Origin of the sequence: Halodurantibacterium flavum (assembly GCF_042681825.1) — a bacterium.
Lineage (GTDB): Bacteria > Pseudomonadota > Alphaproteobacteria > Rhodobacterales > Rhodobacteraceae > Halodurantibacterium > Halodurantibacterium flavum.
Map to the genome: position 1 here is coordinate 1 of NZ_JBHUGH010000015.1, position 676 is coordinate 676.

Genomic DNA, 676 nt, shown 5'->3' on the forward strand with positions numbered 1-676 from the left:
GCATAATCTTCATCAACCGCAATGGGTTGCGGTGGTGTGATGCGCCGAAGGAATACGGGCCCGCCAAGACCCTCTACAACCGTTGGAAGCGCTGGAGTGACAACGGGGTCTTCGCCCGGATCATGGTCGGCCTGGCCGCTGAGAGCGCCGAGCACAAGACGATCATGATCGATGCGACCTATCTCAAGGCACACCGCACGGCGTCGAGCCTGTGCGTGAAAAAGGGGGGCGCGCACGCCAGATCGGGCGGACAAAAGGCGGCATGAACACCAAACTGCACGCCGTTGCCGATGCCACGGGGCGGCCGATCGGGTTCTTCATGTCGGCCGGCCAGGTCAGCGACTACACAGGCGCCGCGGCTCTTCTGGGCAGTCTGCCGAAGGCGGGTTGGCTGCTGGCTGACAGGGGCTACGACGCTGATTGGTTCAGAGAAGCGTTGAAAGACAAGGGGATAAAGGTCTGCATCCCCGGTCGAAAGTCCCGCAGGAAGGCCGTCAAATACGACAAGCGGCGCTACAAACGGCGCAACCGCATCGAGATCATGTTCGGCCGTCTGAAGGATTGGCGGCGCGTCGCCACCCGATACGACCGCTGCCCGGAAACCTTCTTCTCCGCGATCATGCTCGCCGCAACCGTCTTGTTCTGGCTGTGAAATTCAATGAGTCTGGACCCTAGC

The 676-nt window shown here is 61.4% G+C and carries 1 pseudogene; it reads left to right on the top strand.

Features of this window, described 5'->3' with window-relative positions:
* Nucleotides 1-652, top strand: a pseudogene (locus ACFSGJ_RS17125) (IS5 family transposase); the annotation flags it as partial.
* Nucleotides 653-676 lie beyond the last annotated feature (24 nt).